The 26,297-nt window shown below is 72.9% G+C and carries 25 protein-coding genes; 15 read left to right on the top strand and 10 right to left on the bottom strand.

Going from position 1 to position 26,297, the window contains the following annotated elements:
• Nucleotides 1–60: 60 nt before the first annotated feature.
• From GA0070216_RS00765 to GA0070216_RS00745, 5 genes are all read right to left on the bottom strand, one after another.
• On the bottom strand, nucleotides 61–813 hold the full coding sequence (locus GA0070216_RS00765; protein ID WP_091238770.1) for an SDR family oxidoreductase: 753 nt from the start codon (nucleotides 811–813) through the stop codon (nucleotides 61–63).
• A gap of 77 nt (nucleotides 814–890) precedes the next feature.
• Complete coding sequence (locus tag GA0070216_RS00760; protein WP_091237309.1) at nucleotides 891–1,367, bottom strand: SCO6045 C-terminal-like domain-containing protein; 477 nt, start codon at nucleotides 1,365–1,367, stop codon at nucleotides 891–893.
• Nucleotides 1,364–2,182, bottom strand: a complete 819-nt coding sequence (locus tag GA0070216_RS00755; RefSeq protein ID WP_091238766.1) for an MbnB/TglH/ChrH family RiPP precursor modification enzyme — start codon at nucleotides 2,180–2,182, stop codon at nucleotides 1,364–1,366. Before GA0070216_RS00755 ends, GA0070216_RS00760 begins: the two co-directional genes overlap by 4 nt.
• Nucleotides 2,179–3,123 (bottom strand): TIGR04222 domain-containing membrane protein, encoded by a 945-nt coding sequence (locus tag GA0070216_RS00750; RefSeq protein WP_091237308.1) that lies wholly within the window; start codon nucleotides 3,121–3,123, stop codon nucleotides 2,179–2,181. Before GA0070216_RS00750 ends, GA0070216_RS00755 begins: the two co-directional genes overlap by 4 nt.
• A gap of 119 nt (nucleotides 3,124–3,242) precedes the next feature.
• A complete protein-coding gene (locus GA0070216_RS00745; protein ID WP_091237307.1) occupies nucleotides 3,243–3,815 on the bottom strand; it encodes a TetR/AcrR family transcriptional regulator in 573 nt (190 codons plus the stop codon).
• A gap of 231 nt (nucleotides 3,816–4,046) precedes the next feature.
• On the opposite strand from GA0070216_RS00745, the gene GA0070216_RS00740 reads away from it, so the two are divergent.
• Both GA0070216_RS00740 and GA0070216_RS00735 read left to right on the top strand, forming a co-directional pair.
• Nucleotides 4,047–4,694, top strand: coding sequence for an HAD family hydrolase (locus GA0070216_RS00740; protein WP_091237306.1), 648 nt, complete (start codon nucleotides 4,047–4,049; stop codon nucleotides 4,692–4,694).
• A gap of 157 nt (nucleotides 4,695–4,851) precedes the next feature.
• Nucleotides 4,852–5,781 carry a serine protein kinase RIO gene (locus GA0070216_RS00735; protein WP_091237305.1) on the top strand — a complete coding sequence of 310 codons (930 nt, stop codon included), beginning with the start codon at nucleotides 4,852–4,854 and terminating at the stop codon, nucleotides 5,779–5,781.
• 48 nt (nucleotides 5,782–5,829) lie between these two features.
• On the opposite strand, the gene GA0070216_RS00730 is transcribed toward GA0070216_RS00735, so the two are convergent.
• Nucleotides 5,830–6,078, bottom strand: coding sequence for a DUF2630 family protein (locus GA0070216_RS00730; protein WP_091237304.1), 249 nt, complete (start codon nucleotides 6,076–6,078; stop codon nucleotides 5,830–5,832).
• A gap of 277 nt (nucleotides 6,079–6,355) precedes the next feature.
• Between GA0070216_RS00730 and GA0070216_RS00725 the strand changes: the two genes are divergently transcribed.
• The 4 genes from GA0070216_RS00725 to GA0070216_RS00710 all read left to right on the top strand — a co-directional run bounded on the left by GA0070216_RS00725 (nucleotide 6,356) and on the right by GA0070216_RS00710 (nucleotide 10,282).
• Entirely contained in the window at nucleotides 6,356–8,797 is a 2,442-nt protein-coding gene (locus GA0070216_RS00725; RefSeq protein ID WP_091238763.1) for a nitrate- and nitrite sensing domain-containing protein, read from the top strand.
• A gap of 78 nt (nucleotides 8,798–8,875) precedes the next feature.
• Nucleotides 8,876–9,298 (top strand): roadblock/LC7 domain-containing protein, encoded by a 423-nt coding sequence (locus GA0070216_RS00720; RefSeq protein ID WP_091237303.1) that lies wholly within the window; start codon nucleotides 8,876–8,878, stop codon nucleotides 9,296–9,298.
• 5 nt (nucleotides 9,299–9,303) lie between these two features.
• Entirely contained in the window at nucleotides 9,304–9,690 is a 387-nt protein-coding gene (locus GA0070216_RS00715) for a DUF742 domain-containing protein (protein WP_091237302.1), read from the top strand.
• Nucleotides 9,671–10,282, top strand: a complete 612-nt coding sequence (locus GA0070216_RS00710; RefSeq protein WP_091237301.1) for a GTP-binding protein — start codon at nucleotides 9,671–9,673, stop codon at nucleotides 10,280–10,282. Before GA0070216_RS00715 ends, GA0070216_RS00710 begins: the two co-directional genes overlap by 20 nt.
• A gap of 85 nt (nucleotides 10,283–10,367) precedes the next feature.
• Here GA0070216_RS00710 and GA0070216_RS00705 read toward each other — a convergent pair whose 3' ends face one another.
• Nucleotides 10,368–13,250 (bottom strand): aconitate hydratase, encoded by a 2,883-nt coding sequence (locus tag GA0070216_RS00705; RefSeq protein ID WP_091237300.1) that lies wholly within the window; start codon nucleotides 13,248–13,250, stop codon nucleotides 10,368–10,370.
• A 161-nt stretch (nucleotides 13,251–13,411) separates the two neighbouring features.
• Between GA0070216_RS00705 and GA0070216_RS00700 the strand changes: the two genes are divergently transcribed.
• The 4 genes from GA0070216_RS00700 to GA0070216_RS00685 all read left to right on the top strand — a co-directional run bounded on the left by GA0070216_RS00700 (nucleotide 13,412) and on the right by GA0070216_RS00685 (nucleotide 15,602).
• The gene (locus tag GA0070216_RS00700) at nucleotides 13,412–13,801 is read left to right on the top strand and encodes a VOC family protein (protein ID WP_091237299.1); all 390 of its coding nucleotides are present in this window, start codon (nucleotides 13,412–13,414) and stop codon (nucleotides 13,799–13,801) included.
• Between the two features lie 48 nt (nucleotides 13,802–13,849).
• On the top strand, nucleotides 13,850–14,284 hold the full coding sequence (locus tag GA0070216_RS00695) for a VOC family protein (RefSeq protein WP_091237298.1): 435 nt from the start codon (nucleotides 13,850–13,852) through the stop codon (nucleotides 14,282–14,284).
• A gap of 34 nt (nucleotides 14,285–14,318) precedes the next feature.
• Nucleotides 14,319–14,816, top strand: a complete 498-nt coding sequence (locus GA0070216_RS00690; RefSeq protein ID WP_091237297.1) for a YcxB family protein — start codon at nucleotides 14,319–14,321, stop codon at nucleotides 14,814–14,816.
• A gap of 129 nt (nucleotides 14,817–14,945) precedes the next feature.
• Entirely contained in the window at nucleotides 14,946–15,602 is a 657-nt protein-coding gene (locus GA0070216_RS00685; protein ID WP_091237296.1) for a DedA family protein, read from the top strand.
• Between the two features lie 98 nt (nucleotides 15,603–15,700).
• On the opposite strand, the gene GA0070216_RS00680 is transcribed toward GA0070216_RS00685, so the two are convergent.
• The 3 genes from GA0070216_RS00680 to GA0070216_RS00670 form a co-directional block, all read right to left on the bottom strand.
• Nucleotides 15,701–16,360, bottom strand: coding sequence for a C39 family peptidase (locus tag GA0070216_RS00680; protein ID WP_091237295.1), 660 nt, complete (start codon nucleotides 16,358–16,360; stop codon nucleotides 15,701–15,703).
• 362 nt (nucleotides 16,361–16,722) lie between these two features.
• On the bottom strand, nucleotides 16,723–17,448 hold the full coding sequence (locus GA0070216_RS00675; RefSeq protein ID WP_091237294.1) for an alpha/beta hydrolase: 726 nt from the start codon (nucleotides 17,446–17,448) through the stop codon (nucleotides 16,723–16,725).
• 120 nt (nucleotides 17,449–17,568) lie between these two features.
• Nucleotides 17,569–17,772, bottom strand: coding sequence for a hypothetical protein (locus GA0070216_RS00670; protein WP_176738771.1), 204 nt, complete (start codon nucleotides 17,770–17,772; stop codon nucleotides 17,569–17,571).
• Between GA0070216_RS00670 and GA0070216_RS00665 the strand changes: the two genes are divergently transcribed.
• From GA0070216_RS00665 to pulA, 5 genes are all read left to right on the top strand, one after another.
• Nucleotides 17,771–18,445, top strand: coding sequence for a hypothetical protein (locus GA0070216_RS00665; protein WP_091237292.1), 675 nt, complete (start codon nucleotides 17,771–17,773; stop codon nucleotides 18,443–18,445). The genes GA0070216_RS00670 and GA0070216_RS00665 overlap by 2 nt on opposite strands.
• 37 nt (nucleotides 18,446–18,482) lie before the next feature.
• Nucleotides 18,483–18,872 (top strand): hypothetical protein, encoded by a 390-nt coding sequence (locus tag GA0070216_RS00660; RefSeq protein WP_091237291.1) that lies wholly within the window; start codon nucleotides 18,483–18,485, stop codon nucleotides 18,870–18,872.
• Nucleotides 18,873–18,956: 84 nt separating this feature from the next.
• Nucleotides 18,957–19,709 carry a hypothetical protein gene (locus GA0070216_RS00655; RefSeq protein ID WP_141722991.1) on the top strand — a complete coding sequence of 251 codons (753 nt, stop codon included), beginning with the start codon at nucleotides 18,957–18,959 and terminating at the stop codon, nucleotides 19,707–19,709.
• Between the two features lie 104 nt (nucleotides 19,710–19,813).
• Nucleotides 19,814–20,578 carry a cellulose binding domain-containing protein gene (locus tag GA0070216_RS00650; RefSeq protein ID WP_091237289.1) on the top strand — a complete coding sequence of 255 codons (765 nt, stop codon included), beginning with the start codon at nucleotides 19,814–19,816 and terminating at the stop codon, nucleotides 20,576–20,578.
• A 135-nt stretch (nucleotides 20,579–20,713) separates the two neighbouring features.
• Complete coding sequence (pulA, locus tag GA0070216_RS00645; protein ID WP_091237288.1) at nucleotides 20,714–26,212, top strand: pullulanase-type alpha-1,6-glucosidase; 5,499 nt, start codon at nucleotides 20,714–20,716, stop codon at nucleotides 26,210–26,212.
• The last annotated feature ends 85 nt before the right edge of the window (nucleotides 26,213–26,297 follow it).

Below are 26,297 nucleotides of genomic sequence, written 5' to 3'. Positions count from 1 at the left end.
TGGTGGCAGGGACGGCGGCGGGGCCGGGGACGGCGGGGCCGGTCGCGCGGCGTGCCGGGGTCACAGGCTGCGCAGCGCGCCGCCGTCGACCGGCACGCTGACCCCGGTGACATAGCCGGCGGCGGGGGAGAGCAGGAAGGCGGCCACCCGCCCGAACTCGGCCGGATCGCCGATGCGGCGCAGCGGGATGCCGGCCTCCGCCTGGGACCGGGCCGCCTCGTCGTCGCCGAGCAGTTCCCGGTTGCGATCGGTCAGGAACCGTCCGGGCAGCAGTCCCAGCACCCGTACGCCGCGGGGGCCGTACTCGTCGGCCAGGTCCTTGGCCACCCCGGCCAGGCCGGGCCGCAGGCCGTTGGAGATGCCGAGGCCGGTGATCGGCGTCCGGGCCGAGGTGGACAGCACCATGGCGATCGCGCCGCCGTCGGTGAGCGCGGCGGCCACCGTCCGGGCCGTCCGGACCGTACCGAGGAAGACCGTCTCGAAGGACTCCCGCCACTGCGCGTCGCTGACCTGCGCGGCGGTGCCCGGGGGCGGCCCGCCGACCGAGACGAGCGCTCCGTCGAGCCGGCCGAAGTGTTCACCGGCGGCGATGACCAGCCGCTCGGGAAGGCTCGCGTCGGCCAGGTCGGCGACGAGGCCGATCGCGTGGTCGGGCCCACCCAGCCGGTCGACGGCCTCGGCGACCCGCTCCGGCGTACGGGCCGACAGGACCACCCGCGCCCCGTCGGCGACCAGGCACCGCGCGGTCGCGAAGCCGAGCCCCCGGGAAGCGCCGGTCAACACGTACACCCGATCGGTGAGTCCGAGATCCATGCCACCGATCCTGCCGTATCCGGTGGTGGTCGGCACGGGGGGCCGGTGCCCCGGGCCGGACGGTCCGGGGCGTGGGGTCAGCGGCGGGCCGGGCGCAGCAGGCGTACCCGACCGGCGAACTGGAGGGCGACGGCGTCGCCGGCGCGGGCGAACGCCGGCAGCCGGCGGTGGCGTGGCGGCTGTTCTCCGTCGTAGTGGTGGGCGGCCTCCCGGACGACCAGCTCCTCCGCGCCGAGCGGGGGGAGCGCCCCCCGGTCCCGCAGCTCGCGGGCGAGGTCCCAGCCGTCGCGCAGCGAACCGGCGGTGGGTCGGCCGGCCGCCCAGTCGCGGAAGGTGCCCCACCAGGCGTCGCCGAGGCCGGCGGCGAGCAACGGCCAGTGCCGGGCGACCTCCCCGGCCCGCTTGCGCAGCAGGGCCGCCCGGGCGGCGTCGACCCGGTCGGTGACGAAGCCGGCCGGCACCGGCGCTCCCGCGACCAGGGTCGCGACCAACGCGGCCTGCCGGGCGGCCAACCCCGTCGGCGGGGTGGGGCCGGCTGGGTGGGGCGTGCTCATGTGACGACCGGGTGACCGGCGGCGACGGCGAGGGCGTCCAGCTCGGCGCGCAGCGCGGCGGCGGGCGGGTAGTGGCCGTCGCGCTCCAGCAGCAGCGCGGGCGGGGGCCGGCGGGCGCAGAGCGCGCCGACCAGCTCCAGCACCTCGGCGGGCACCGGATCGGTGTGCGTGTCGTGGTAGAGCCCGTCGCGCTCGGCCCCGCCGGCCACGTGCACGTAGGAGATCCGCTCCAGCGGCAGCCGGTCGAGCAGGGCGTGCGGGTCGTCACCCCGGTTGCGGGCGTTGGCATAGACGTTGGCCACGTCGAGCAGCAGCCCCGCCCCGGTGGCGTCGAGGATCTCGGTGAGGAAGTCCGCCTCGTCCAACTCGTCGTCGGGCCAGTCGAACAGCGCGGCGATCGGCTCCAACGCGAGCGGCACCGGCAGCTCCGCCTGGGCCCGTCGGACGTTCGCCACCACCGCCGTCACCGCCTCCCGGGTGCGCGGCAGCGGCAGCAGGTGACCGGCTTCCAGGCCGCCGGCCCGGACAAAGGCGACGTGCTCGCTGACCAGCGGCGCGTCGACCAGCTCGGCCACCCGGGCCAGGTGGGCCACCCGGTGCGGGTCGACCGGTTCCGCGCCGCCGAGGGAGAGCCGCACCCCGTGCGGTACGACGGTCACGCCGCGCTCCCGCAGCGCGGCGAGCCCGGCCGGGAGGGGGCCGCCCGCAGCGAGCGACTCCGCCACCACCTCGACGAAGCGCAGCCCGGGCAGCTCGGCGACGAAACCGGCGATCTCCGGCCGCCAGCCGATGCCCACCCCGTGCGGCCAGGTCATCCGCCGCATCCCCCGCCGCCGCCGCAGGAGCTGCCGCCGCCGCCGCAGGAGGAGGACGAACCGCCACTGCACGACGAGCTGCTGCTGCTACCGCCGCACGAGGTGCCCGAGGAACCCGAGTAGCTGCTGCCGCTGCTGGCGTTCAACGCCTGCCGCTGGATCTCCGCCTGCGCGGCGAAGCCGGGGTCGAGCGCGTAGAGGGAGGCGGTGCCGAACAGGGCCACGCCCATCGCCGCGCCGGCCGCGCCGTAGGTCGCGTAGGCCGGGGCGGAGTCGGGGGAGAGGTGGTGGCTGCTCTGGCGCAGGCGGCGCAGCAGTACGTTCGCCGTCCTGGTCCGGCGGGGCGTACGGGCCAGCAGAGCGAGCGCCACCCCGAGCACGAGCAGGGCGACCAGCAGCCAGCCGACGGGTCGTGCGTTGACCAGGCCGGCGACCAGCCGTACCACCCCCAGGGCCAGGAGCACCAGCAGCAGGTTCCGTCCTCGACGCAGCGCCCGGACCCCGTCGGCGTCGATCAGCAGGCCGCGCTGTTCCAGCCCCTGGCGCAGCTGCTCCAGGGCCCGGGCCACCCCGGAGTCGCGCCCCAGCTTCTGGGCGGCGACCGGCTGGCGGGCGGCGTGCCGGATCGCGTGGTCGAGCGGGGTGACGCCGGTGGGGGTCGGCCCGGCGGCGATCAACCGGCGGTCCGGTCGAACGTCGATCGCGCCGGCCGCGCGCAGGCCACCCAGCGCCGCCCAGATGGCGAGCTGGTCACCGCCGTTGAGGTAGGCCACCTGCTGCGGCCCGAGCTGGTCGGCGGTCACCGGGTCGGGGCCGGCGGTTGCCCGACGCCGGTGCAGCAGCGTGCCGACCACGGCGACGACGGCCACCAGCAGGTACAGCTTCAGGAAGAGCGGCCCGGGGATGCCCCAGGTGTCGCCCGGTGCGGCAAGCGTGTTCATGAGCTGCTCCTGTCGCGAGGGGATCGCGGCCCCATTGTGGGGCAGCCCCGCCACGCCGGCACGGCGGCGGTGGGCGAGTTACCGAGCCGAGACCCGCGCTGCCCCTGGCACGGGCCGGGTCAGCGTCGGCGGACGGCCTCCTCGACCAGGTCGAGCACCGGCCCCAGGTCACCGGCGGGCCGGCCCATCGCCAGGTGCAGCACCAGCCCGTCGTACGCCAGCTCCAGGAACTGGGCCAGCACGTCGATGTCGATGTCCTCGCGGAGCACCCCGGCCTCGCGCTGTCGGACGAGCCGGTCCCGGGTCGCCTCGGCGATGGCGGCGGACCGTTCCGCCCACCGGCGGGCGAAGGCCGGGTCGGTACGCAGCCGGCGGGACACCTCCAGTTGGCTGCCCAGCCAGCCGGTGGTGTCCGGGGAGACCGCCCGGGCCAGCAGGTCCCGCATCACCTGGACCAGGCCGTTGCGGGCCACCGTGGAGACCATGACGGCGGCGTCGTCCTCGGCGACGGCGAGGAAGAGCGAGTCCTTGTCGCGGAAGTGATGGAAGATCGCGCCCCGGGACAAACCGGTCGCCTCCTCCAGTCGGCGGACGGTGGCGCCCTCGTAGCCGTGCCGGGCGAAACAGGCCCGGGCCGCACCGAGGATCTCCTGGCGGCGCGCGTCGAGCTGGTCCTGACTTACTCTGGGCACGGGTTGATCGTCGCAGGTGACCCTGCGCAAGGCAAACCGTACGTACGGCTTGCTATTGGGTCGTCACCTCGGCCTGCCGAACGCCCGTCCGGTTAGGATCGGCCGGTGCCGACAGCCCCGGTCACCTCCCGCTATCCGCCCACCGCCCCCGCCCCCCGTCGGCAGCCCGACGGCCGTCGGCGGGCGGTTCGACCCTGTCGGCGGCGGTCCTCTCTCCCGTAAGGTGCCTCAGTGCCGTTGCTCCTGCTCGACCTGGACAACACCCTGCTCGATCGGGCCGGGCCGTTCCGCGCCTGGGCCGAGGGTTTCCTGGCCGAGATCGGCGCGCCGGCGACCGACATCGACTGGCTGCTGTCCATCGACGCCGACGGGCTGACCGACCGGTGGGACATCGCCGACGCCATCCGGGACCGGTACGCGCTGCGCATCCCCTCCATCGACCTGGTCGAGGAGCTGCACGACGGGGTGGTCGGGTACACCCGGCTCGACCCGTTGGTGGCCTGCGCGCTGCGGATCGCCGATGACGCCGGGTGGCTGCCGGTGGTGGTCACCAACGGCTCGGTCCGGCTGGAGGACACCAAGATCAGACAGACCGGCCTGGACCGTTACATCGCCGACTGGGTGATCTCCGAGGAGGCCGGGGTCAGCAAGCCCAACCCCCGGATCTTCGCGCTGGCCGCCCAACGGGCCCGGTTGCCGCTGCGCGGCGCGTGGGTGGTGGGGGACAGTCCGGAGGCGGACATCGGCGGGGCCGCCGCGGTCGGCCTGCCCAGCGTCTGGCTGCACCGGGGCCGCAGCTGGACCGACGGCCGGTTCGCCCCCACCCGTACCGTCGACTCGCTGATCGCGGCGGTCTCGGTGGTGCTCGCCGGCGGATAAATCGGTTGTGCCCCGGTCGGGGCGTCGGCCAGCATGGGCCCGCGCAGGAATGCGCAGCCGGGCGGGGCCCGGTCGAGGAGAGGAGGTCGGTCATGGCCGTCTTTGCAGGGTCGTACCACCTGCCCTCACCAGCCTCGACCAAGGGATCACCAGCACCGTGCGCGATCACGACCTCCCGGCGCCGCAGCGCCGTGGCCGCGGCAAGAGCCGCTTCGACGACGACGAGACACCCTTCCTGACCTACGGGCGGCAGCCGGCCCGTACCGCACCCGACGACGAACCCGAGCCCGGGCCCGAGGACCACTGGTCCTCCTGGGACGAGGCCGTGCACGGGCCCGAACCGCACCCACCGTGGCTGGTCACCGAACTGGCCGCCCGGGACACCGAACTCGGTGTGCTCAAGACCGGCAAGGAGGCGGACGTCCACCTCGTCCGCCGGGCGGTGCCCGACACCGACCGGTCCTGCCTGTTGGCCGTCAAACGGTACCGGGACGCCCAGCACCGGCTCTTCCACCGCGACGCCGGCTACCTGGAGGGACGCCGGGTGCGCCGGTCCCGGGAGAACCGGGCGATGGCCGGCCGGACGGCGTTCGGCCGGCAGATGATCGCCGGTCAGTGGGCGGCGGCCGAATTCGCCGCGCTGTCCCGGCTCTGGGAGATCGGTGCCGACTCCGGGCGGATCGCCGTGCCGTACCCGGTCCAGTTGCGGGGCACCGAGCTGATGCTGGAGTTCGTCGGCGACCCCGACGAGGGGACCGCCGCGCCCCGGCTGGCCCAGGTACGCCCCGACCCGGCCCCGCTGCGCTCACTCTGGGAGCAGTTGGTGGACGCCCTGGTGGTGCTGGCCCGGGCCGGCTACGCCCACGGCGACCTGTCGCCGTACAACCTGCTGGTGCACGCCGGGCGGCTCGTCATGATCGACCTTCCGCAGGTGGTCGACGTGGTGGCCAACCCGCAGGGGCCGGAGTTCCTGGCCCGCGACGTGCGGGTGGTGGCCGCCTGGTTCACCGCCCGGGGGCTGCCCGCCGCCGACACCGACCCGGCCGCCCTCACCGCGATGCTGCTGCGCGAGGCGGGGGTGCGCTGAGCCGGTGACGTCCCGGACGGCCGTCGGCCGTCCGGGACCTCGGGGGCGTCACTGGAGGTAGCGCTCGACCTCCGACACCGGTCGGGCACCCTGTGCCTCCGGGTCGCCGTGGGCCTCCCGGGCCGCCCGACGGCGACGCAGCAGGTCCCAGCACTGGTCCAGGGACTCCTCCAGCGCGCGCAGTTGTTCCTTGGCCTCGTCGTCGGTGCCGGATTCGTGGGCCTGGGCCGTCGACCGGAGCCGGTGCTCCTCGTCGACCAGTTCCGTGATCCGGTGCAGGATGGTCTTGTCGTCCATGCCCCTGAGCCTGGCACAGGAGGATCGCCCGCGCCCGCGTTCGGACCGGCCGGCCCGGCGTCGGCCGGCCGCGACCCGCACCGGGTGGGTGTCGCGGCTGCCGCACCGGCACCATCCATGGTGGTCACAATCGCCCCCGGACCTGCGGCACCGGTCCCGCCTCCATGATCAGCATGGCTTGAGCGATGGTGCTGCCGACTGCTAGCGTGCGCCGGGTTCAGGTGTGCCGTGACGCGTCGGGCGTCCGGTGGCCACGGTCCGGCCCGGGGGCGGTGTGATGGGTTCCGGCAGTACGCGTCTGCGTACCAAAATCATCGCCCTGCTCACCTCCCTCGTCGCGCTCTGGTCCTTCGCCGCCTGGGTGACCGTCCGTGACGGCTTCAACCTGCTCTGGGTACAGACCCTCAACAGCCGGGTGGCCGACCCGGGGGAGTCGCTGCTCACCGCCCTCCAGGAGGAGCGCCGGCTCGCCAACGCCTACCTGGGCGAGCGGGGCCAGCGGCAACTCGACGCGTTGACCACCCAGTGGCAGCGCACCGACCAGGTGGCGGACGAATTCGGCACGTCGGTGGGTAGTTGGCAGGCCGAACTGGCCACCGGCGAGGACACCCGGCGTCGGGTGGACGAGGTGCTGGCCGGCCTGAGTGGTCTGACCGGCATCCGGCAGTCGGTGCGGGACGCCGGGCTGAACCGGGCCGAGGCGTCCACCACCTACGCCGCGATCCTCGCCTCGGTGCTGCGGATGTACGGCTCGCTCGGCCAGCTCGACGACACCCAGATCGCCGCGGCGAGTGAAACCCTGGTCGACCTCTACCAGGTGCGGGAGCTGATCTCCCAACAGGACGCCCTGATCACCGGCGTGCTCGCGGCGGGCCGGATGACCGGCGACGAGTACGCCCGGTTCACCCAACTGGTCGGCGCCCAGCGCTACCAGACGGCGGAGGCGGTCGCCGAGCTGTCACCGGCCGACCGGATCCGGTACGACCAGCTCGCCGGCTCGGACGCGGTGGCCCGGTTCCGGGTGCTGGAGGACCGGGTGATCCAGCAGTCCCGGTCGGCGACCACCCTGCCGTTGACCGCCGAGGAGTGGCAGTCGACCATCGGCCCGGCGATGCAGGCCCAGGTGGACTTCGGGGTGAGCGTCGGCGACGCGCTCATCGACCGGGCCACCCCGGTCGCGGTGGGCGTCATCGTCCGGCTGGTGCTCGCCGCCGGTCTCGGCCTGATCGCCGTGATCGCCTCGATCGTGGTGTCGATCAGCACCGCCCGGCACCTGGTCCACCAGTTGGCCCGGTTGCGGGACGCCGCGCTGCGACTGGCCCACGAACGGCTGCCCGGCGTGGTGGACCGGCTCGGCCACGGCGAGGACGTCGACGTGGCCCGGGAGGCCCCACCGCTGGACTTCGGCGACGACGAGATCGGCCAGCTGGGACGGGCCTTCAACGCCGTCCAGGAGACCGCCGTACGCACGGCGGTGGAGCAGGCCGAGCTGCGCCGTAACGTCCGGGGGGTGTTCCTCAGCCTGGCCCGGCGGACCCAGGCGCTGGTGCACCGTCAGCTCACCCTGCTCGACGCGATGGAGCGGCGGGAACACGACGCCGAGGAGCTGGAGGACCTGTTCCGGGTCGACCACCTGGCCACCCGGATGCGTCGCAACGCGGAGAACCTGATCGTGCTCTCCGGGGCAACCCCGGGCCGGGCCTGGCGGCGCAACGTGCCGATGGTGGACGTGGTGCGCGGCGCGGTCGCCGAGGTCGAGGACTACACCCGGGTGGACGTGCTGCCGCTCGGCCCGGTCGCGCTCGCCGGCCGGGCGGTCGGCGACGTGATCCACCTGCTCGCCGAACTGATCGAGAACGGACTGTCCTTCTCACCGCCGCACACCACCGTCGAGGTGCGGGGCCACCTGGTGACCGCCGGGTTCGCCATCGAGATCGAGGACCGTGGCCTGGGCCTGACCGGGGAGGAGCTGGTCGCCGCCAACCGTCGCATCGTGGACCGGTCCGAGCTGAACCTGGCCGACGCCGCCCGGCTCGGGCTGTACGTGGTGAGTCGGCTGACCGAGCGGCACGGGGTGAAGGTGCAGCTCAAGGAGTCCGCCTACGGTGGGACGACCGCCGTGGTGCTGATCCCGTCGGAGCTGGTCGTGCCAGGCGACCCGAGCCCGTCCGGCGCGCTGCCGGTCGTCGCGGACAGCCGGGCCGCCGCCGCGGCGCCACCGGCGACCGACGCCGCGCCGCCCCCGGCCCCGAGGGCCGCACCGCCGTCGGACACGGTGACCCCGGCCGGCCTGCCGGCCCGGTCCCGCAGGCGTCCCCCGGCGCAGGAGGCGCAGGACGCGCTGCACGCGCCGACCGTACCGACCGGCCTGCCGGTGACCGTCGCCCGACCCTCCACGCCGGCCGTTGCGGTGACCCGGGAGGGGCGGACGGTGGACGGCGACGCCGGCCCGCCGTCGCCTACTGTGGAAGGGCCGGTGACCGACGCGGGCCTGCCGGTGCGGGTGCGACAGGCAAATCTGGCACCCGAGCTGCGGGCCTCCCCGACCGGTGGGGAGACCGGGGTCGGTGTTCCGGTGCGGCGCGCGCCCGAGCAGGTGCGCCAGATGATGAGCGCCTACCAGTCGGGCACCCGACGCGGCCGGACCGACGCGGCCCGACTGCAGGAGGGGACCCGCACCGGTGACGGGTCGGACGACGCAGACAGCCCGGCCACCTGACGGCGTCGCGACGGATGCGACGCCGACCAGTGTCACGGCAACCGAACACGGCGGAACCGCCGGGGAAGAGGACGACGAGTGGGGCAGACGACGGCATCCGGTGCCGACCTGACGTGGTTGTTGGACGATCTGGTCGGCCGGGTGAAGCAGGCCGAGCACGCCGTCGCGCTCTCCACCGACGGCCTGCTGATGGCCGCGTCCGACGGGATGGGCCGCGACGACGGGGAACACCTCGCCGCGATGGCCGCCGGCATCCAGAGCCTGGCCCGGGGTGCCGGCAAACGGTTCGGCGGCGGGCAGGTCCAGCAGACCATCATCGAGATGGAGTCCTCGTTCCTGTTCGTCACCGCGGCCGGGCCGAACGCGTGCCTGGCGGTGCTGGCCGGCACCGACGCCGACGTCGGCCTGATCGCGTACGAGATGGCGATGCTGGTCGCCCGGGTGGGCAAGTACGTGGCGTCCCCGGCCCGGGGTGTCGACCAGCCGTCCGGTGGGAGCTGACCGCGATGGCCGGTGAGGACGACCCCGCCGACGAACAGTGGGTCGACGACCACGCGGGCCCGGTGGTCCGCCCGTACGCGGTCACCCGGGGCAGGGCCCGCCCGGTGACCGGCTCGTTCGACCTGATCTCGCTGGTCACGGCGACCCGGACGAACGCGGTCGAGGAAGCCGGGCTGGGGCCCGAGCACGTGGCGATAGTGGCGCTGACCCAGCGCATGCAGTCGGTGGCCGAGGTCGCCGCCCGACTGGACCTGCCGGTGGGCACCGTACGGGTGCTCCTCGGTGACCTGGTGGCGCGGGACCTGGTCCGGGTACAGGAACCCCGGGAGCCGGCCGGCGCCAACGACGAGAGCATCTACGAGGCGGTGATCAATGGACTACGGGCACTCTGAACGTCCGGCGGGGGCGCGGGTGCTCCCCACCGCGCTCAAGGTTCTGGTGGCGGGCGGTTTCGGGGCCGGCAAGACGACCCTGGTCGGTGCGGTGAGCGAGAGCCGTCCGCTGCGTACCGAGGAGGTGCTGACCGAGACCGGCATCGGGGTCGACGACCTGTCCGGGGTGGAGCGCAAGAACACCACCACGGTGGCGATGGACTTCGGCCGGATCACCATCAGCAACGACCTGGTGCTCTATGTCTTCGGCACCCCCGGCCAGGACCGCTTCTGGTTCCTGTGGGACGAGCTGGCGGTCGGGGCGCTCGGCGCGGTGGTGCTGGCGGACACCCGGCGGCTGGCCGACTGCTTCCCCTCCATCGACTACTTCGAGGGGCGGGGCACGCCGTTCGTGGTGGCGGTGAACTGTTTCGAGGGTGCCCGACGCTTCGGCCTCGACGAGGTGCGCACCGCGTTGGACCTGGACCCGGACGTGCCGCTGCTGCTCTGCGACGCCCGGCAGCGGGAGTCCGGCCGCAATGTGCTGATCACCCTGCTGGAGCACGCCATGAAGACCCGGGACTCCCGGCGACGCGCGGCCGGCGGCCGCTGACCACGGTCGCGACCCGACGCGACGTCCCGTCGACGGGAACGGGCCCCCTCCGCACCGGAGGGGGCCCGTTTCGTACGCGGGTGCGTCAGCTGGCGATCATCCGGCGCAGCACGTACTGGAGGATGCCGCCGTGCCGGTAGTAGTCCGCCTCACCGGGGGTGTCGATCCGGACCACCGCGTCGAACTCCACCCCGGTGTCGGTGCTGACCCGCACCGTACGTGGGGTGTCGCCGTCGTTGAGCGCGGTCACGCCGGTGATGGAGAAGGTCTCCGTGCCGGTGAGGCCGAGCGACTCGGCGGTGGTGTCCACCGGGAACTGCAACGGCAGCACGCCCATGCCGATCAGGTTGGACCGGTGGATCCGCTCGTACGACTCGGCGATGACCGCCCGGACGCCGAGCAGCATGGTGCCCTTGGCGGCCCAGTCGCGGGACGAACCGGAGCCGTACTCCTTGCCGGCCAGGATGACCAGCGGGACGCCGGCGGCCTGGTAGGCGGTGGAGGCGTCGTAGATGGAGGTCTGCTCACCGGTGAGGTGGTTGACCGTGAAGCCGCCTTCAGGGAGCGCAGCTCCCGCATCGGAACCGGTGCCGGGGAGCCGCAACTGGTTACGCAGCCGGATGTTGGCGAAGGTGCCCCGGATCATCACCTCGTGGTTGCCCCGACGGGAGCCGTACGAGTTGAACTCGTGGCGCGGCACGCCGTGCTCGGCGAGGTAGCTGCCGGCGGGGGAGTCGGCCTTGATCGCGCCGGCCGGGGAGATGTGGTCGGTGGTGACCGAGTCTCCCAGCTTGGCCAGCACCCGGGCGTCGGCGATGTCGACGACCGGGCTCGGCTCCTGCTGCATGCCCTCGAAGTACGGGGGCTTGCGCACGTAGGTGGAGTCGTCGGCCCAGGCGAACGTGTCGCCGGTCGGGGTGGGCAGCGACTGCCACCGCTCGTCACCGGCGAACACGTCGGCGTAGGCGGCGCTGAAGCCGGTCGCGCCGATCGACTTGGCGATGACGTCCTGGATCTCGGCACTGTTGGGCCAGATGTCACGCAGGTAGACCGGGTTGCCCTCGGTGTCCTCGCCGAGCGGCTCGTTGGCCAGGTCGATGTCCATCGTGCCGGCCAGCGCGTACGCCACCACCAGCGGCGGGGACGCCAGGTAGTTCATCTTGACGTCCGGGTTGATCCGGCCCTCGAAGTTCCGGTTGCCGGACAGCACCGACACGACGGCCAGGTCGCCGGAGTTGACCGCGGCGGAGACCTCCTCCGGCAGCGGGCCGGAGTTGCCGATGCAGGTGGTGCAGCCGTAGCCGACCAGGTTGAAGCCGAGCTTGTCCAGGTAGGGCGTGAGGCCGGCGCGCTCGTAGTAGTCCATGACGACCTTGGAGCCGGGCGCCAGCGTGGTCTTGACCCACGGCTTGCGGCTCAGGCCCTTGTCGACGGCGTTGCGGGCCAGCAGCGCGGCACCGATCATCACCTGCGGGTTGGAGGTGTTGGTGCAGGAGGTGATGGCGGCGATCACCACCGCGCCGTGGTCCAGCTCGTACTCCACCCCGCCGCTGCCGGTGACCCGGACCGGGTTGCTGGCGCGGCCACCGGCACCCACGGCGGCGGTCTCCAGGTCGCGCGGCTCGTCGGCCGGGTCGCTGAAGTCGTTGGCGGGCGGGTCGCTGGCCGGGAACGACTCGGCGCTGGCCTCGTCGGCCGGGCCGTTCGCGCCCCGGGGCAGCTGCTCGCGGGCCACGCCGGGCTTGAGGTCGCGCTCACCGGCGGAGTCGTCGGCGACGTAGTCGGTCAGCGCCGAGCGGAACAGCGTCTTGGCGACCCCGAGCGGCACCCGGTCCTGCGGGCGCTTCGGCCCGGCCAGGGACGGCTCGATGGTGCCCAGGTCCAGCTCCAGGCGCTCGGAGTACGCCGGCTCGTGGTCCGGGTCGTGCCAGAGTCCCTGCTCCTTGGCGTACGCCTCGACGAGCGCGACCTGAGCCGCGTCGCGGCCGGTCAGCTCCAGGTAGCGGACGGTCTCGGCGTCGATCGGGAAGATCGCGACGGTGGAGCCGTACTCGGGGGACATGTTGCCGATGGTGGCCCGGTTGGCCAGCGGCACGGCGCTGACGCCGGGGCCGTAGAACTCGACGAACTTGCCGACCACGCCGTGCTTGCGCAGCATCTCGGTGATGGTGAGCACCAGGTCGGTGGCGGTGGTGCCGGCGGGCATCTCGCCGTGCAGCTTGAAGCCGACGACCCGGGGGATCAGCATGCTGACCGGCTGGCCGAGCATCGCGGCCTCGGCCTCGATGCCGCCGACGCCCCAGCCCAGCACGCCCAGGCCGTTGACCATGGTGGTGTGCGAGTCGGTGCCGACCACGGTGTCCGGGTAGGCATGGCCGTTGCGCTCCATGATCGTCCGAGCCAGGTACTCGATGTTGACCTGGTGCACGATGCCGGTGCCCGGCGGGACGACCTTGAACTCGTTGAACGCGCTCTGGCCCCAGCGCAGGAACTGGTAACGCTCCCGGTTGCGCTCGTACTCCAGCTCGACGTTGCGGGCGAAGGCGTCCTCGCGGCCGAACAGGTCGGCGATGACGGAGTGGTCGATGACCAGCTCGGCCGGGGCCAGCGGGTTGACCTTGGTGGCGTCCCCGCCCAGCTCGCGGACCGCCTCACGCATGGTGGCCAGGTCGACCACGCAGGGCACACCGGTGAAGTCCTGCATCAGCACCCGCGCCGGGGTGAACTGGATCTCCACGCTGGGGTCGGCGGTGGGGTCCCACGCGCCGAGCTGGGAGATGTGGTCGGCGGTGATGTTCGCGCCGTCCTCGGTCCGCAGCAGGTTCTCCAGCAGGATCTTCAAGCTGTAGGGCAGTCTGTCGTGCCCCGGCACCTGATCGATCCGGAAAATGTCGTAGCTCGCGTCTCCGACGCGTAGCTGGGTCTTCGCACCGAAGGTGTCGAGGCTCGCCACGTCGTACTCCTTCACACCAGCGACCGTGAGTAGTCCTGAGCAGTCTGTCGCACCGGACGGAAGGCCGCCCAGGTTAGGTAACACTTACTGCCGATTCGTCGGCTTCAACAAAACCGTACGTCCGTCTTGCTATTGGCGCAACCTCGTGCCAGGGTTCGGGACGAGGAGGTGTTTCGATGATCCATCACGTGCTGCTCGCCTGCCCGCCCGGCTCCGAGGAGTCATCCCGGGCCTTCTACGTGGGCATTCTCGGTCTGACCGAGAAACCCAAGCCGCCGGCCCTCGCCGCCCGCGGCGGTTGCTGGTTCACCGGGTACGACGCCGAACTGCACCTGGGCGTCGAGGTCGACTTCCGGCCCGCCCGCAAGGCGCACCCGGCGCTGCTGCGCCCCGACCTCGACGCGCTCGCCGACCGGTTGGCCCGCGCCGGCCACCCGGTCACCTGGGGTGACGACGAACTGCCCGGGCTGCGCCGCTTCCACACCGCCGACCCGCACGGCAACCGGCTGGAGTTCCTCGCCCCCCTGACCGACTGCGCACCGGCCGACGGGGGACCCGCCGGCTGATCGTCCTCGGTCGGCCACCATGTCGGACCTGCCGTCTATGGTGGGCCGATGGCATCAGTCCGGCAGTTCCAGGTGACCTTCGACTGCGCGCAGCCCGAGCGGGTCGCCCGCTTCTGGTGCGAGGTGCTGGGTTACGTCGTGCCACCGCCGCCGCCGGGGTTCGCCGACTGGGGTGAGTTCGATCGTGCCCTGCCGCCCGAGCAGCAGGGTTCCGCGTTCGCCTGCGTCGACCCCACGGGGGTGGGTCCGCGGCTGTTCTTCCAGCGGGTGCCCGAAGGCAAGGTCGCCAAGAACCGGCTGCACCTCGACGTGCGGGTCGGCACCGGGCTGGTCGGTGAGCAGCGGCTGGCCGCCCTGGAGGCGGAGTGCGCGCGACTGCTCGACCTCGGCGCGACCCGGGTACGACTGCTGACCGCCGACGGCTTCAACGAGTCGTGCCTGGTGATGCAGGACGTCGAGGGCAACGAGTTCTGCCTCGACTGACCGTCTGGCACCGCGTCGCACTATCGTTTCGGCCGTGCACATCCGTTTCGACGTACCCGCCGATCCCGCCTACCCGGCCCGGGTCGCCGCGGTGCTCAGCAGCGTCCGGCTGCGCCGGTTCGGTCTCATCGGCGCGGTGCTGGCGGCGGTCGGGGCGCTCGGCACCGCCGTCTCCTGGGGGTTCTCCTGGGGCGACCGGATCTCCTCGCTGTGGCTGGTGCTCCTCGTGGGTGGCCTGTTGTCGATGCTCTACGCCCCGTGGGTGCGGTGGCGGGCCCGACGCCGCTCCGGCAGCTATGCGGTCGAGGGCGGCTACGACATCACCGACGACAACATCATGATGCGCAGCGGCTCGGAGTCCGGTGGCATCGCCTGGGACGGGGTCTCCCAGGTGCGCGACACCCCCGAGTTCTGGATCGTGTACGTCGGCCGGATGCCGGCCACGGTGATCCCGCGCCGGTTGATGTCCGCCGAGGATGCCGAGACGTTGCGCGCCTTCATGGCCGCCCGTGGCCTGCTCCAGCCCCGGTGAACCGCACCGCCGCGCGATCCTCGCCGGCCGCTGCCACTACGGCGACCGGTAGGCCACCGGAGTCGCGAGGGCCCCACCCTCGGCCGGGGGCGCGGGTATGGTTCGAGGTCGGGTCGGAAGGGGTGCGTAGTGATCGACGTGCAGCACTGGCTCTCCGCGCTTCCGCCGGTCGTGGTCTATCTGATCGTCGGCGGAGTGATCGGCGTCGAGAGCATGGGCGTCCCGCTGCCCGGTGAGATCGTGCTGGTCAGCTCCGCGTTGCTGGCCGCCACCGGAGTGGTCGAGCCGCACTGGGTCGCCACCGCGGCGGCGTTCGGCGCGATCGTCGGCGACTCCGTCGGCTACGCGGTGGGGCGGCGCGGTGGACGTCCCCTGCTGGCCCGGCTGGGCCGGCGCTTCCCGAAACACCTGGGCCCCGCACAGATAGCCCGCGCCGAGCAGAGCTTCGCCCGACACGGGGTGTGGGCGGTCTTCTTCGGCCGGTTCGTCGCCCTGCTGCGCATCCTGGCCGGGCCGCTGGCCGGCGCGCTGCACGTGCCGTACCGCCGGTTCCTGGTGGCCAATGCGGCCGGTGGTCTGGTCTGGGCCTTCGGCACGACCTACCTGCTCTACAGCCTGGGCCGGGCGGCCGAGCACTGGCTCAAGGACATCTCCTGGGCCGGCCTGGTCCTGGCCGTGCTCGCCGGGCTGGGCAGCACCTGGTGGCTGCGCCGCCGCGCCCGCCGGCTGGAGTCGACCACCGCCACCGACGAGGCCGAGTCGGTCGGGGCCGGCACCGACCGCTGAACCGCGCGGCCGGTCGCCGGGCGAGCCGACGCGGGAACCGGCCGTACCGACGACGATCGGGCCGACCCCGGTGGGGTCGGCCCGATCGGTGTTCGGGGTCAGGACGAGTAGCCGCGGGTGGCGATCCAGTCGGCGAGGTTGTCCACGCTGATCCGGTAGGACGCGGTGTCCGGGTTGGCCGAGTCGGCGATCGTCACGGTCTTCCCACCATCGCGGTAGCCGATGACGCTGATGTAGTGGCCGCCCTCGAAGGCGTGGGTGTTGCCGTCGGTGTCGGTGGCGGTGCCGGCGATGTTGGCGACCACGGCCCGGCCGTCGTCCACGGTGCGGACGATGTCGGCACGCAACTCGTCGGTCTGCTTGTCGTCGGCCTTGGCGCTGCGGATCTCGGTGCTCTCGTAGGCCTTGCGGCCGGTCTGCTTGTTCAGCACGGGGGTGATGTCGTTGATGCTGTTGGTGCCGTCCTCGGTGGTGCCCATCACCTTGGCCATCGCGTCTACGTCGATGTTCTTGCCCTGCACGGACAGGGCGTTGCGGGTGGCGGCGGGGCCGCAGTAGTAGAAGTTGGGCTGCGCGGCGTAGTCGACCTTCAGTTCGCGCCCGCCGGCCGGCTTGCGGTCGGCCTGCACCGACGCGGTGGGCGTGCGGGTGTGGGCCTCGGCGGCGTGGGCGGCGGTCAGCGGGCCGGCGATGGCGCCGGTGGTGAAGGCGAGGCCGGCGGCGGTCAGAGCGGTCTTACGCAGGATGTCGGTACGCATGATGGCGTGCTCCTCTGCGTCGGGGGTACGACGGACGCCCGGAGGGTGGCGTCGCCGGGTAAAGGGGGAAGTCAACGGGATCGCCCGGCGATCGGGGGGACCTGCTCGGGCGTCCGAGGGGGTGTAACCCACCCGGTGGCGACCGCATTCCACGGTCGGGGTTCCGGGGCCGTCTCCCGGGGGCGGGAGAGTGGCGGTGGTATGCCAGATACAACGCCCCGACCCCCGCAGCGATTCCGTCGTGGGGGTGGCCCCGACCACGGGACGCCGCGCACGAACCGGCTCGTCCGGTGCGAAAATTCCGGAATGAACCGGACATCAGGTCGATCGGCGGACCCGGTGCGGTCGGCGGCGGACCGGGGTCAGCCGGCGCGGATCAGGTCGACCACCGCGTCCCGGGCCGCCCGGACGGCCTCGCGGGACTGCGCGGTGTGGTCCAGCATGTCGAAGCCGTGCTGCCCGTCCGGTACCTCCAACAGCCGCACCGGTCGACCCACCCGGGCCGCGGCGTCGAGGAACGCCGCGATGCCGGTCAGCACCTGGGGCAGTCTGTCCTGCCCGGCCCGGGTCAGCACCACCGGCGTCGTCGCACCGGCGTCGAGGGCGTCGATCGGCAGGAACCGTGGGTCCACCTCCCAGCCGGGCAGCGGAACGAGCAGCGGGTAGGTCAGCGCGACCCCGCGCAACCAGGATGGTGCCGCGCGCAGCCAGTCCGCCGACAGCAGGCCGCCGCCGGAGAAGAACCAGAGCACCACCCGCTGCGCGTCCACCCGGGGATCGGCCCGGACGGCCTCGACCATGCCGGCGATGTCGTCGACGGTGGCGGGCAGCCCGGCCAGATCGGTCACCTGGTAGCTGAGCACGGCGCCGACCAGGCCCTGCTCGGCGAGGAGCGCCCCGTAGCCCCGGTAGAGAAGCCAGTCCCGGGGATCCTCGACACCCGGCGGAAGCGGGGCGCCGTGCACCAGCACCACCACCGGATGCGGACCGGCGCCGGCCGGCAGGTGCAGGTCGACCCGGCCGTGCCGCTCCACCGGAGCCTCGGGCGGCGACAACACGAAGGGTTGCTGAGCGATCGCACCATCCATGTCGGGGAGCCTAACCGCCCACGGTGCCCCCGACCGCCCCGCCGGGGGCACCGTGGACGACGGCGCGGCGTCGATCCGCGACCGGCCGGCGTGACGGTGCGGGTCGGTCGCGGGGGACGGTCAGGCCGGGTCGTCGCCGGGCTTCGCGGCCTGGGCGTGCCGCTCGCGCAGCCGGTCCCGGATCTCCTCCGGGGTGTACGCGCGCCGCCGCCGTTCGGCGCGGGCGACGACCACCCCGGTCGCGGCGACACCCGCGAGACCGGCCAACCCGAGGACCTTCCACCACTGCATCCGTTGCCGCATCGGCCTAGGGTAGACGCTCATGAGCATCAGCCTGGACGAGGCCGTCGACCTGAGCCGTACCGGTGACGTGTGGGTGTTCCGGGGCCGCAGCGTGCCGGACCGGGCCATCCAGTTCACCACCAACAGTCCCGTCAACCACGTCGGCATGGCGGTGGTGCTGGACGACATGCCGCCGCTGATGTGGCACGCCGAGTTGGGGCGGTCGTTGCGGGACATGTGGACCGGCAGCCACCAGCGTGGTGTGCAACTGCACGACCTGCGCGACGCGGTCTGCGTCTGGGCCAACCGGTACGGCCAGCGTGCCTGGCTGCGCCAGCTCGAACCGTCGGCCGACCTGGCGATGGAGCAGGCGGTGCTGCAGACCGTGGCCCGGCTCGACGGCACCCCGTTCCCGTCCACGGCCCAGATGGCCTGGCGGTGGGCCCGGGGTCGGGTCCCGCAGCTGCGCATGCCGCTGCCGGGCCGGCGGGACCGGGACGACGAGCAGGCCGACCGGCCGGCCGGGGACCGCGCGCTGGAGACCGCGTACTGCGCGGAGGTGGTGGCGGTGACCTACGAGGCGATGGGGTTGCTGCCGCAGGACCGCCGGCCCAACTGGTACGACCCGGGCCGGTTCTGGAGCGGCGACGACCTCGACCTGGCCGGTGACGCACGGCTCGGCGCGGAGATCGAGGTGCACATTCCGCCCCGGTGAGGTTTGCCGACGGTCGTCGATGGCAACTGGTGACGCCGTGAGAGCTTCCACCGACCCGGACACGCTGAGCGACTTCTTCGACCGTTACGGGGTGGCGCTCACCACCGGCGACGTGCCCGCCATCGCCGGCTGCTACGCCCTGCCGGGGCTGGTGGTCGCCGACACGTACAGCTTCTCGTTCAGCACGATGGCCGCCGTCGCGCTCTCCTTCGTCGGTGCCGCGCCCGACTACCAGCAGCGGCAGCTGGTCGCGGCGCACGCGCTGATCGAGGAGGTCGAGCCGGTCTCCGCGCTGCTGACCATGGTCGCCGTGCGGTGGGAGTTCCTGGACAGCCAGGGCCGGGCGGTGCCCGGGGAACGCTACCGCTACCTGCTGCGCGGCACCGAGGACGGCCCGATGATCTGCACCGTGATCCGCACCGGCTGACCGCCGACCTGCCTCTCCGCCCCCGGTGATCATCGCTACTGGACGGTCGCTAATCTCTGCGTACGGGGTCGACCGAGGAGGATCATGCCGGGGACGCGCTGGACGCGGTGGATGTCCCGGTTGCCCCACGCGATCGCCGCACTACCCTGGACGCTCGCCTCGATCGCGGTGATCGTGCTGCTCTTTCTGCTGGTCAAGGCGTTGGTGGCGGTGCTCGGCCACGACCGTTACGCCGAGCACGGGGCCGGGTCGCGCAGCGAGGCCGTGATGGTGCCGGGGGTGCCGGTGGCGACCGAGTCGGTGCTGCCGTCGCCGTCACCCACCAAGACCCGGCGGGAGTCCGGCGGTGGGCCGGGCGCCGCACCACCGCCGGCCGGTCGGACGCCTACCGCGTCCCGGTCGGTGACGCCGTCGGTGTCGGTGACGCCGTCGACGGCGTCGCCCTCGCCGAAGCCGACCACGCTGCTCAACGACGACGCCCCGGGCATCTCCTACCGGGGGCGGTGGGCGGTCTCCCGGGACCGGCCGTACGGCGACCACCGCGACGACGTGCACTACACGATTCACGACGGGGACTCGTTCAGCTTCACGTTCACCGGCACCGGGCTGGACTACATCACCTCGCGGGACCCCGAGTACGGAGACGCCGACGTGTGGATCGTCGATGCCGGTGGCCGGCCGGTGAAGCAACAGCGGGTGAGCGCGCGGGCGAACCGTTACCAGCCCCAGCAGACGGTGTTCAGCGTCAGGGATCTTCCGGTCGGGACGTACACCATCTGGGCGGTCAAGCGTAACGGCGTCTACTTCCAGGTGGACGCGTTGCGGGTGCGGGGCTGACCGGCGGCGAACTGTCCGGTTAGGACAAAATCCGGTGCCTCAGCCACTTTCCGGCAAACGCCGGGATCGTTACTCTTCTCGGACGGGGCCGACCAGGGAGGGTCATGTCCGGCATGCGTCGCGCGCAACCGCGGGCACACGGAGCGGGTGCGCTGGCGTCATCGCCATGGGTCGTCGTCGCCACCGGGGTGCTGGTGATGGTCGTGCTCCTGATCGTCGCGCTGGCGTCGTACCGTAGCCGTGGGCCGGCCTTCGAGGCCCGGCCGGCCGATCCCGCACCGACCTACTCGCTGCCCGGGTCGGGGGAGACCGATCGGGCGCCGGTGGCGGCGAACCTGCCCGAGCCGGCCGTACCCGGCCTGACGCCCCGCCGCACCGATCCACTCCCGGTCGAGCTGCCCGTCGATGTCGTCGGGGGCGACCCGTCGGGCGGTGGTGGCGCGGTGCCCCCGCCGGTCGACCCGCCATCCCCCGACGGGGGCGCGGCCCCGGCCCCGACGACCACGCCACCTGCGGCACCGGCACCGCCCGCGCCGTCGTCGTCGCCGATGACCGGCCGGTTCAGCGTGCTGGACAGCTGGAACAACCAGGCGTTCATCGGTGAGGTGCTGCTGCGCAACCGGGACCGGGTGGCCCGGCCCTGGACGGTCCGGCTGGTCCCGCCCGCCGGCAGCAGGCTGGTCACCTCGTGGGTGGAGGGTGCGCCGCAGGGCAGCTCCCGGATGTCCGGCGGGGTGTTCACGTACACCAGCGGGGTGAACGTCGCGCCGGGGGCCACGGTGCCGCTGCGGTTCCACTTCGAGAACACCGGTGGCAGCATCCGGCCGTCGCGCTGCACGGTCGACGGGGTGGCCTGCTCCGGCCTCTGATCCGCCGTGCCACGCCGCCGGTTGGTCGGGTCTTGCAAGGTTGCTGCTTTGTTGCGACTTGGTTTGCAAGGTATTGCAGAACGTTTCGGCAAGGGCTAGCGTGCGGGCGAATCAGCGACCATAGGAAGGCCGTCGATGAAACCCCCGCCGCTGCCGCGCAAGGCGCTGCTCGCCCTGGTCTCCACCCTCACCCTCGCTCTCGTCGGCGTTCCGGTCGCCGTCCGCCAGCTCGGTGCCGACACCACCGACCGCCCGTCCACCATCGACGCCCTCGCGGCGGCCGGAGCCGCCCAGTGGGGCGCCGAACCCACCACCGACGCCCTGCTCGCCGCCGGCACCGGTAAGGGCCGCGCCGAACAGTTCTACTTCGTCCTGCCGGACCGGTTCGCCAACGGCGACCGCCGCAACGACACCGGCGGCCTGACCGGCGACCGGCTCCGCACCGGCCTCGACCCGACGGACAAGGGCTTCTACCACGGCGGCGACCTCAGGGGCGTCATCGACAAGCTCGACTACATCCAGGGTCTCGGCACCACCGCCATCTGGCTGGCGCCGATCTTCAAGAACCGTCCCGTCCAGGGCAGCGGCGCGGACGTCTCCGCCGGCTACCACGGCTACTGGATCACCGACTTCACCCAGGTCGACCCGCACTTCGGCACCAACGAGGAGATGAAGAGACTGGTCACGCTGGCCCACCGGCGGGGCATCAAGGTCTACCTCGACGTCATCGTCAACCACACCGCCGACGTCATCTCCTACGCCGAGGGCAAGTACGCGTACATCGACAAGAAGACGTCGCCGTACACCGACGCGCAGGGGCGGGAGTTCGAGGACCGCAACTACGCCGACGGCACCCGGGCCTTCCCGAAGGTGAACACCGACGCCGGCCCGTACACGCCGACCTTCGCCAGCCCCGCCGACGCGGGCGTCAAGGTGCCGGCGTGGCTGAACGACCCGACGATGTACCACAACCGGGGCGACTCCACGTTCACCGGGGAGAACAGCGAGTACGGCGACTTCTTCGGCCTCGACGACCTGTGGACCGAGCGTCCCGAGGTGGTCAGGGGCCTGACCAAGGCGTACGGCGACTGGATCGCCAGCACCGACGTCGACGGTTTCCGGCTGGACACCGTCAAGCACGTCAACCTCGACTTCTGGCCGCAGTTCAGCCAGGGCATCAAGCGCGCCGCCGACTCCGCCGGCAAGAAGGACTTCTTCCTGTTCGGTGAGGTCTACAGCGCCGACCAGGAGGTCACCTCCACCTACGTGCGGCGCGGTGGCCTGCCGGCCACCCTGGACTTCTCCTTCCAGGAGGCGGCGCGCGGCTACGTCAGCGCCGACGGCCCGGCGAAGGCGCTCGCCGACGTCTACGCCAAGGACCCGCTGTACGCCGCGCGGGACACCGACGCCACCCGGCTGACCACCTTCCTCGGCAACCACGACATGGGCCGGATCGGCTCGTTCATCGCCGCCGCCGGTGGCGACGACGCCCGCCAGCTCAGCCGGGACCGGCTCGCCCACCAGCTGATGTTCCTCACCCGGGGCCAGCCGGTCGTCTACTCCGGTGACGAGCAGGGCTTCACCGGGCCGGGTGGGGACAAGGACGCCCGGCAGGACATGTTCGCCACCCGGACGGCGGACTACCTCGACGACGACCTGATCGGCACCACCCGTACCCACGCCAGCGACCAGTTCGACACCACCCACCCGCTGTACCGGACCATCGCCGAGTTGGGCCGGCTGCGGGCCGCGCACCCCGGGCTGCGCGACGGCGTGCAGGTCACCCGGTACGCCGCCGACGGGCCGGGCGTCTTCGCCTTCTCCCGGATCTCCCCGGCCGACCGCACCGAGTACCTGGTGGCGGTGAACAACGCCGGCACCCCGCAGACTGTCTCCGTGGACACCTGGTCGCCCGGCACCACCTTCACCGGCATCTACGGCAGCACGGCCACCCCGGCCACCGACGCCGACGGCAAGGTCAGCCTGACCGTGCCGGCCGGGTCGGCCGTGGTGCTCCGGGCCGGCCGGGCCGTGCCGCAGGCCACCGCGCGGCCGGGCGTCACCCTCACCGAGCCGGGCACCGACCCGGTCGCCACCCGGGCCGCCGTCACCGCGCAGGTGACCGGTGACCCGCTGGCCACCGTCACCGTCGCGGCCCGGGTCGCGGGCGGGAAGTGGACCCTGCTGGGCAGCGCGCACACCGCGCCGTACACCGTCCACCACGACCTGACCGGGCTGGCCGGCGGCACCCGGGTCGAATACAAGGCGGTGGTCCGCGACGGGAAGGGGCGGACGACCGCCACCCGGACGACCGGGGTGGTCGGCACCCCGGCGCAGGGCGCGTCCCGGGACTGGGTGGTGGTGCACTACCAGCGCCCCGCCGGGGACTACGCCGACTGGGGCCTCTACGCCTGGGGTGACCTCGACCCGGCGTACGTCACCGAGTGGCCCACCGGGCAGCCGTTCGCCGGGCAGGACTCGTACGGCCGGTTCGCCTGGGTCAAGCTCAAGCCCGGCGCGAAGTCCGTCGGGTTCCTCGTGGTCGACAAGGCGGGCAACAAGGACGTCGCCAACGACCGCACCGTCGACGTGACCGCCACCGGTGAGGTCTGGGTCAAGCAGGGCGACCCGGCGCTCTATCCCACCCGGCAGGCCGCCACCGGCGAACCCGACCCGGCGGTCGACCCGGGCACCGCGATCATCCACTGGCGCAAGGCCGACAACGACTACGCCGGCTGGGGTCTGCACGTGTGGGACGGCGCGGCCACCCCGACCGACTGGTCCACCCCGCTCCTGCCCGAGAAGGTCGACTCGTTCGGCGCGCTGTTCCGGGTGCCACTGGCCGCCGGCGCGACCGGACTCAACTACATCATCCACCGCGGTGACACCAAGGATCAGCCCGACGACCAGCGACTCGACCTCGCCGGCATCGGCCACGAGGTCTGGCTGCTGGGCGGGGTGCCCGGCCGGCTGCTGCCCGCCTCTTCCGCAGGCCCCGCGAAGGACGTGGACATCACGAAACAGCAGGCGCAGTGGATCGACCGGTCCACCGTCACCTGGGCTGCCGGCCCGACCGACGGCAAGGCGTACGCCCTGGTGGCCGCCCCGGCGGGCGGGCTGAGCGTGGTCGACGGCGAGCTGTCCGGGACGTACACCTCACTGCCGTTGCGGGCACAGCGCAACGGGCTCACCGAGACCCAGCGCGCGGCCTTCCCGCACCTCTGGGCCCACCAGGCGTTCCATCTCGACCGGGCGGACCTGGCCCGGGTGCCGGCGGCGCTGCGCGGGCAGCTCGTGGTGACCGCACGCGACGCCCGGGGCGCGCTGCTCGGCGCGACCGGGGTGCAGATCCCCGGGGTGCTCGACGACGTCTACCGCGCCGCCACCGACGCGACGCTCGGCGTCACCTTCGCCGGTAAGGTGCCCACCCTCGCGGTCTGGGCGCCCACCGCCCGGACGGTCGCGCTCGAACTGTTCGACGCGCCGTCGGCGCAGCCCCGCACGGTGGCGATGCGCCGCGACGACCGCACCGGCGTCTGGTCGGCGCGCGGCAGCCGCGACTGGACCGGCCGGTACTACCGCTACCGGGTCGAAGCCTGGCAGCCGGCCGCCCAGAAGATCGTCACCGCCTCGGCCACCGACCCGTACTCGGTGGCGCTCGCGGCGGACTCCACGCACAGCCAGATCGTCGACCTGGCCGACCCGGCGCTCGCCCCGGCCGGCTGGTCCGGGCTGCGCAAGCCGGCCGCGCCACCCGCGGCGAAGGCACAGATCTCCGAGCTGTCGGTGCGCGACTTCTCCATCGCCGACCGCACCGTCCCGGCCGCCCAGCGCGGCACCTACCTGGCCTTCACCGACCCGACCACGGCCGGGATGAAGCACCTGACCGCCCTCGGCGACGCCGGGGTCAACTACCTGCACCTGCTGCCGGTGTTCGACTTCGCCACCATCCCCGAGCGGCGGGCCGACCAACGCCAGCCCGCCTGCGAACTGGCGACGCTGCCGCCGGACTCCGACCGGCAGCAGGCGTGCGTCGCGGCGGTCGCCGACACCGACGGCTACAACTGGGGGTACGACCCGCTGCACTACACGGTCCCGGAGGGTGGCTACGCCGTCGACCCGAACGGGGCGCAGCGCAGCGTCGAGTTCCGGCGGATGGTCGCCGGGATCAACGGCGCCGGCCTGCGGGTGGTGCTGGACGTGGTCTACAACCACACGTCCGCCGCCGGCACCGATGCGAAGTCGGTGCTGGACCAGGTGGTGCCCGGCTACTACCATCGGCTGCTCGACGACGGCACCGTCGCCAACTCGACCTGCTGCGCCAACACCGCCCCCGAGCACGCCATGATGGGCAAGCTGGTGGTCGACTCGCTGGTCACCTGGGCGAAGCAGTACAAGGTGGACGGCTTCCGGTTCGACCTGATGGGCCACCACCCCAAGGCGAACATCCTGGCCGTCCGGGCCGCGCTGGACCGGCTGACCGTGGCCCGCGACGGCGTCGACGGCAGGAAGATCCTGCTCTACGGCGAGGGCTGGAACTTCGGCGAGGTCGCCGACGACGCCCGGTTCGTCCAGGCCACCCAGGCCAACATGGCCGGCACCGGGATCGGCACCTTCAACGACCGGCTCCGCGACGCGGTACGCGGCGGCGGCCCCTTCGACGGCAACCCGCGCGTGCAGGGCTTCGCCTCCGGCCTCTACACCGATCCCAACGGTGACGAGGTGAACGGCACCGCCGCCGAGCAGCGGGCCCGGCTGCGACACCAGCAGGACCTGATCAAGGTGGGGTTGACCGGCAACCTGCGTGGCTACCGGTTCACCGACTCCGCCGGTCGGCGGGTCACCGGGGCGCAGGTGGACTACAACGGCTCCCCGGCCGGCTACACCGCCGCCCCCGGCGAGGCGGTCACCTACGTCGACGCGCACGACAACGAGATCCTGTACGACGCGCTGGCGTACAAGCTGCCGACGGGCACCTCGGCGGCGGACCGGGCCCGGATGCAGGTGCTGGCCCTGGCCACCACCGCACTCGGGCAGGGGACCGGGTTCGTGGCGGCCGGCTCCGAGCGGCTGCGCTCCAAGTCGCTGGACCGCAACTCCTACAACTCCGGTGACTGGTTCAACCAGATCCGCTGGGACTGCACGCAGGGCAACGGCTTCGGCGTCGGTCTCCCCCCGGCGGCGGACAACGAGGACAAGTGGTCGTACGCGAAGCCGCTGCTGGCCGAGCCGTCCCTGGTCCCGGACTGCGCCGCGATCGATCTGGCCGACGCCAGGTACGCGGAGCTGCTGAGGATCCGGCAGTCCTCGCCGGTGTTCGGGCTGCCCACCGCCGACCAGGTGCAGCAGCGGGTCGCGTTTCCGCTGTCCGGGGCGAAGGAGACCCCGGGGGTGCTCACCATGACCCTGGACGCCCGGGGGCTGGGTGGCCGGTGGAAGGCGGTGACCGTGGTCTTCAACGCCACCCCGACGGCGGCGAAGCAGACGGTGGCCAGGCTGCGGGGCACGGACACCACCCTGCACCCGGTGCTGGCCGGCTCGGCCGACCCGGTGCTGCGGACCGCCTCGTTCGACCGGGCGGCGGGCACCTTCACCGTGCCGGCGCGCAGCGTGGCGGTCTTCGTCCAACGCTGACGGGGCGCGCTTCGTCCAGCGCCGACAGGCGACGACCGGCCCCCCTCCGCGTGGTGCGGAGGGGGGCCGGTGCGCGTCCTGCCCG

The sequence above is a fragment of the Micromonospora matsumotoense genome, from assembly GCF_900091525.1.
Taxonomy (GTDB): Bacteria; Actinomycetota; Actinomycetes; order Mycobacteriales; family Micromonosporaceae; genus Micromonospora; species Micromonospora matsumotoensis.
Note: the sequence above shows the minus strand (reverse complement) of the source record. Positions and strands in the feature narration are given on the sequence as shown.